This is a genomic window from Microcoleus sp. EPA2 (genome assembly GCA_020882975.1).
In the GTDB taxonomy this organism is placed as follows: Bacteria; Cyanobacteriota; Cyanobacteriia; order Cyanobacteriales; family Microcoleaceae; genus Microcoleus.
The window spans coordinates 1-6,836 of record JAHRFD010000063.1 but is presented as its reverse complement, the minus strand read 5'-3'; the positions used below and the strand labels follow the sequence as shown (position 1 = coordinate 6,836).

3 protein-coding genes are annotated in these 6,836 nt (G+C 44.9%); 2 read left to right on the top strand and 1 reads right to left on the bottom strand.

Features of this window, described 5'->3' with window-relative positions:
• Positions 1-233 precede the first annotated feature (233 nt).
• The gene (locus AAFP14_RS26355; protein ID WP_341735126.1) at positions 234-2,288 is read right to left on the bottom strand and encodes a S8 family serine peptidase; all 2,055 of its coding nucleotides are present in this window, start codon (positions 2,286-2,288) and stop codon (positions 234-236) included.
• A gap of 147 nt (positions 2,289-2,435) precedes the next feature.
• Between AAFP14_RS26355 and AAFP14_RS26350 the strand changes: the two genes are divergently transcribed.
• Together AAFP14_RS26350 and AAFP14_RS26345 are read left to right on the top strand one after the other, a co-directional pair.
• Positions 2,436-3,443, top strand: a complete 1,008-nt coding sequence (locus tag AAFP14_RS26350) for a lysylphosphatidylglycerol synthase transmembrane domain-containing protein (protein ID WP_341735125.1) — start codon at positions 2,436-2,438, stop codon at positions 3,441-3,443.
• Between the two features lie 296 nt (positions 3,444-3,739).
• Positions 3,740-6,836 (top strand): DUF4347 domain-containing protein (locus AAFP14_RS26345; protein WP_341735124.1); only part of this gene is annotated, 3,097 nt, incomplete at its 3' end.

Genomic DNA, 6,836 nt, shown 5'->3' with positions numbered 1-6,836 from the left:
CCCGCCCCACCCCACGCATAATTTAGATTAACCTAATGTGGGAGTAGATTGGGATTTGTCGGTGGGTGGGGGCGGGTTTTAGAGATTTTTGGTTTTTCACATAGATGGTTGGTGAAACCCGCCCCTAGGGGAATTTTGGCAATTAGTAAGAGGCCTTGTAGGGGCGGGTTTTACGAAGGATATTTGATACATATAAACAATCTAGATCAACCCGCCCCACCCCACGCATAAATTCAAACTATGATATCCGATCGATTTGCCGTCTCTGCCAGAATCTGCTTAATTTGGGTCGGAGTCAGATTCGGATTAGCCTGCAACATCAAAGCTACTACCCCAGCGATTTGGGGCACAGCCATGGAAGTACCCGCGAAATAACGATAAGGAATGCCCGGTACGGACAGGGGTACAGTGGAATAAATATCCCCTGAATCGGCTTTACCACCGTCACCTCCGGGAGCAATAAAATAATTAATTAATTCAGTTCCAGCCCGGTTAGAATAATCAGCAAACTGCTTGTTCCGCTCTATTGCACCGACAGCAATTCCAGCTTCATTAGCAAACCGAGCTGGATAATCTGCCTGGGGACGAGCATCATTTCCCGCAGCAGAAATCACTGTTACGCCCTTAGCTTCGGCCGCTCGAATCGCATTCAATTCTGGTTCGTTCAACTGTAAGCCACCCAAACTTACATTCACTATCTTCGCCCCATTAGCCACTGCATAATTAATGGCTGCAATTTCATCCCTAATCCTTCCCGAACCGGATCTATCCAGTATTTTCAAAGGCATAATCTTGGCAGTGGGAGCCACACCTGTCATCCCCACTCCATCCTTTTTCGCAGCTACTAAACCCGCTATATGAGTGCCGTGATTGTTATCATCCATGGGGTTATTATCGTTGTTCACAAAATCCCAGCCGCGGAAATCGTCCACTAAGCCATTCCCATCATCATCAATCCCGTTATTAGCTTTATTTCGACCCTGGGCATCAATGCCGTTTTCCCCATTATTACTCCAAATATTCCCGGTCAAATCTGGGTGATTATAGTCAACTCCGCTGTCAATTACCGCTACCACAACTCCGTCTCCAGTTAACCCCTGGGCCCAAACTTCTGGGGCTTTAATTAAGTCTCTGCCCCAGTCGTCGCCGCCTAAGTCTGGAACATCAGGAAAAGTGGGACTGTTTCTGGCTTTAGCAACGGCGGCGGCGGCATTGACTAAACCAAATCCAAAACGAGAGTCAAAACCTTCTAAGTTGTTAAGATTGTTGGCAGAAATAGTTGTGGGTGTTGCAGACAGATTTAGGGTAAAGTTTGTATTACCTTGGGATTGAGAAACTCGCACGTAGTAAGTTCCTGGTGCCAAAGCATTTAGTTGTAGGGATTTTGATGATAAATTAGACTCTTGAGCTGAAGCAATAATATCTGTGAAGTCCACAGCATTGTCGCCATTAATGTCTTTGATTATGGTCAGGTTAACATCGGTATTCAAATCACTGAGATTTAAGCTGAAGTCGCTAGTTACTGATAAGTTAAAGCGGTAAATATCGTCTGGTTGAGCGTTGCTAACTGAGTCGGTAATTGTTTGAGGGCTGCTGAGAGTGCCGATGTCGCGAGCTTGGCTGAGTTGGTTGCTCAATACGGGAGTTGCAGAGATGAATTTACCGGTGAGGTCTTGTGGCAATTTGTTGGTAACTACGCCTAGAATAGCACCGGATTGGCGAATTTTGATTATGGTATCGGAAATAGAAGGGGCCATCGCCTGTTGTTCGAGGATTAAGTCTGCTTCGGTAAGATTGTCAGTAAGTCCGATCGCATCCACTGAAGTATTAAAATCAGTAATTATGTCTGCCGCCATCAAATCCATGACTGCGCCATCGGTGCGGAAGACAAAGGTATCGAAGCCCAACCCTCCTGTCAGGGTATCTTTGCCGCCCTCGCCGATCAAAACGTCGGCACCTTTACCACCGTTGAGTAAGTCAGCTCCTTTGCCTCCCTGCAAGGTATCATTACCAGAGTCGCCGAAGAGGATGTCGTTACCGATACCGCCGTTGAGGATGTCATTGTCGGCACCACCGAAGAGTGTGTCGGAATTTGCTCCACCCAGGATTCTGTCGTTACCGTCATCACCGCTGAGGCGATCGGCATCCGAGGCACCGACTACAAAATCGTTGCCGCCCAGAGCAAATAGTCCATTGGGGTAAGGAGTTAGAAAGCCCGGTGTTAAAGTGAAACTATTGGGGCTATTATCTAAAAGATAGGAACGACCGTCAGGACTCGGGCCAGCCATAGAAAGATACTCCGTAATAATTGCGATCGATCTAAATTTTAAATTTAAAACATGAGATTGTGGTTAAGAAATCAATAATCCCAAATTCAAAATTGGTATCAGAAAATGGGAAACAAAAATTTACGTCTTATTCAGAACTTTTTCCAGGTGGCAAAATCGCGTCTCAAACCTTATTTACGCTATTGTATTTTGGGCGGGACGTTTTTATTTATCGCCCAAGCTTTTGTCACTCACTGGCAAGAAGTGGCGAATATCCGAATTGTGGCTACCAGTTTTCCCTTATTGGCGATCGCCCTCGGTGTCACTTTATTTTCGCTAATTTTTGTCGGCTGGGTGTGGATGTTGATTTTGCGGGAATTTCGTCAACGTGTAAATGCGGCTTGGGCGATTCAAGTTTTTCTCAAAACTAATATTGCTAAGTATTTACCGGGAAATATTTGGCATTTTTGGGGTAGGATATTGGATGCCAAAAAGGCTGGTATTTCGCCGCAAGTTGCTACTCTCAGCGTGTTGTTAGAACCTCTGCTGATGGCTGCGGCAGGTGTTTTGATTGGCTTGTTATGTTTTGATAAAATTAATTGGTTTTTGCGGATTGTGGCTGGTGCTGCTATTTTAACGGCGATTCATCCGCGAATTCTGAATCCGATCGTCCTATTTGTAGAGAAGTTGAAGTTAAAGAAGCAGGATGGGAAAAATTTAAATTCTGGGGAGTCGGCTGCTGAGGGAGTGAATTTTCCTACAGAGTCTAGCTCCAATCTAGCGAAAATAAGATCGAGTGTCAAGGCTAAACACAAAATAAATTTACCAATTAAACGTTATCCTTTAGTACCGTTAATTGGACAAATGTGTTTTATCGGATTGCGGGGAAGCGGTTTTGTGTTAACTGTGATGGCTTTAACGAGGGTGTCTTTGGGCCATATTCCGAACTTATTCGGTGCTTTTTGTTTTGCTTTTGTGGTGGGTTTAGTTGTCCCTGGTGCACCGGGAGGTATGGGAGTATTTGAAGCTACGGCGATCGCTCTGCTTGGCGATCGCTTTTCTACGGGTATAATTTTGAGTGCGGTGGCTTTGTATCGGATTATCAGTATTGTGGCGGATGTTTCGGGTGCTGTTTTGGCGAAGTGCGATCGGAGGCGCGATCGGGGCAGTAAGTGAGTGGGAAAGTCAAAATATGTATTTTTATTAAAATTTTTTGCCTACGTAAGTATACAGGCTAGAGTTGACTTTAGACAAAATTTGGTCAAATAATCTGTTTGGGTAGTTAAGAAACAAAGCGACAAACAATATAGTCTGAATTAATAAATTTAAGACTTGCCAAAAAACCGATTTGTTCTCAGAAATATCACAATTTTAGCTATTTGTACTGTCAAAAAAACGGGTTTTTTGAGTTGTGGTGTGCTAGTCCTGGATTTATGAAAAATTGTTAACTTGATTCCAGAGGGTGTACAGCCATGATACGAGTTTTATCAGCAGTATTTATCGATGCGGCAGTAACAGACTATCAAACACTCCTGGATGGAGTGAAATTAGGAGTAGAAGCAATAATTCTCGACTCCGACAGAGATGGAATCGAACAAATTACCGAAGTCTTAGCGAATCGCACCAATATTGACAGCATTCATCTAGTTTCCCACGGCGAACCGGGAAGCTTGCAACTTGGTAAAACCCGGCTATCTATCGATAACCTCGAAGCTTACAGCCAGCAATTGCAACAATGGCGGCGCGCCTTAACAGTTGATGCAGATATCCTGATTTACGGCTGCAATGTAGCAGCAGTATCCGGCGCTTTCCCGAAAGTCCGCCAGGGAATAAATTCCCTGTCTCAAAGCGAAAGTCGGTTGAAACCGACTGAAAATAACCTCACGATTAAACAGTCCTCGACCGAGGACTTGCGCTATGAGACGGGGGTTTCAACCCCTAGCATTTGCCCCAAAGTCCGCCAGGGAATAAATTCCCTGTCTCAAAGCGAAAGTCGGTTGAAACCGACTGAAAATAACCTCACGATTAAACAGTCGTCTTTAGAGGAGTTTCGCTATGAGACGGGGGTTGAAACGAACGGCGGACTCTTCCTCCATCGCATTGCATCCCTCACGGGTGCAAATATCGCCGCATCCAAGCATCTGACGGGGAGTGCAAAATTAGGTGGGAATTGGGAACTAGAAGAAAAAATCGGCAACATTAAATCGCCCCTAGCCTTCGAGTCAGACGCAATGGAAAATTATGCGTCTGTTTTGGCTACCTATACCGTTACCGATACTTCTGATAGCGGTACGGGTTCTCTGCGAAGTGCGATCGACCAAGCCAATTCCAATCCCGGATTAGACACAATTAACTTTAACATCCCCGGAACAGGCCCTCATACCATTACCCTTTTCAGTCAAGCCTTACCTGTTATCACCAGCCCAGTTATTATCGATGGCAAATCTCAACCTGGATATGCTGGAAAACCAATTATCGAACTCAATGGCAGTTTTGTACAACAACCAGCCTTACCTGCCAATAATAATATCAATGGTTTACATTTAGGTCAAAGTAGTAGCAGCCAGGGAGATTCCAGTGGCACTACCATTCAAGGATTGGTTATTAACGGATTTGGAAAGGGTGGAAATTTTAGAGGTGACGGCATTATTGTAGCAACTAATAACAATACCATCCAAGACAACTACATTGGTACTGATATTAGCGGCACGACTGCTGTAGGCAACACTACCAGTGGAATCAGACTCGAAAATTACACTCAAAACAATTCTCCTAATGTCACCCCTGTAACAGGTAATATTATCTCCCGCAACGTCATCTCTGGTAACGGCTTTAGTGGCATATTTGTTGGGAGGGGTGGAGTTACCAACACCAAAATTACTGGCAATTACATCGGGAATGATGCCACAGGGACAATAGCTTTAGGTAACAAGGGTGATGGCATTTTTATCTTAGGCCAAAACTCGAATAATACTATCGGCGGCACTGCACCTGGGGAAGGTAATATCATTGCTAATAATAGTGGCAGCGGTATTGAGATTAATAAAACTCTAGGCAGTAACACCATACAAGGCAATCGTGTCTTTAATAACAAACGCTTAGGTATTGACTTAATCGGTAATAATGGTATCACTCCCAACGATTTGGGCGATGCGGATACAGGCAGCAACAACCTGCAAAATTACCCGGTTCTGACCTCAGTTAGTGGCAACACAGTCAAGGGCATTCTCAACAGCAATCCTAACAGCAACTTCCGCGTCGAATTCTTTGCTAATACAAGTTATGACCCCGCAGGTGCAGGTCAAGGTGAAACTTTTCTAGGTTTCCAAGACATTACTACAGACAGTGCTGGCAATGCTAATATCAACTTCGCCTACACTCCAGTAGCAGGCCAACCGGTTCTAGCTGCTACTGCTACTAACAAAACTACAGGCGATACCTCGGAATTTTCCCGTCGCAATCAATCTCCTATTAATTCAATACCGGGAAGAACAACCACCACCACAACTAACCCGAATAAAATTACCATCAACAGCGGACAAGGTGGACAAGGTGGATTTAACGTTTTAGCGACACCCTATCCGTCTGCTATAGACGTTTCAGGTGTAACAGGAAAAGTAGACAGCGTTACGATCGCTCTCAACAATGTTCAAACTTTTGATGGCTCTGGTGTCACTGTCGGCGGTGAACCGCAGAACCTCAACCTCTTGCTAGTTGGTCCAGAGGGACAAAATGTGGTGTTAATGTCTTACGTTTCATCTGCACCACTTAACAGCGTCACGCTGAAGTTGGATGATAATGCAGCCTCTTTTTTGTCCACTCTTTCTAGTTCCCCAGTACCAACGACGATCGCTTCAGGAACTTACAAACCTACAAACTATTCATCGAACAATTTTATTGATGTTTATTCCTTTTCGTATACCAGCGGTACGCCGACACCTACAGGGGTACCAGAAGGACCTTACGGTTCGGCTCTTTCTGTTTTTAACAAAACTAACCCCAACGGCACTTGGAAATTGTATGCAGTTGATGCCAACCAATATAGTGCTCAAGTTTCCAATGCTACTACTCCAGGAAATATTGCCAGTTGGAGTGTAAACATTGCGACTGATATCGGCAAAGAAACGACGAATCAAAATACTCCTCGGATCTTCTCTACTAGCAACACCAATAGTATCTCTGTATCGGATGCAGATAGCGAGTCGGTGGAAGTTAATCTCAGTGTTACCAGCGGCATTCTGACACTGAATTCGCTGACGGGAATTACCGGATCGGGGAATGGCAGCAACAGCCTGATTTATACGGGAAAACAGACTGATATTAATGCTGCTTTAAATGGTTTAACTTATACGCCGAATCAGAATTTTGTCGGCACGGATACGCTGATTTTGACGACAAACGATCGCGGATCTCTAGAATTAGGCGGTGCTCAAACGGATAGCGATCGTGTGAATATTACCGTCAACCCGACAACTCCGACTCCCACAACTCCGACTCCCACAACTCCGACTCCAACCACTCCGACTCCCACAACTCCGACTCCAACCACTCCGACTCCCACAACTCCGA

Bases quoted from the DNA above. Each gene is read 5' to 3' on its own strand.
- AAFP14_RS26355 (WP_341735126.1), bottom strand. From the start codon at position 2,288: ATGGCTGGCCCGAGTCCTGACGGTCGTTCCTATCTTTTAGATAATAGC.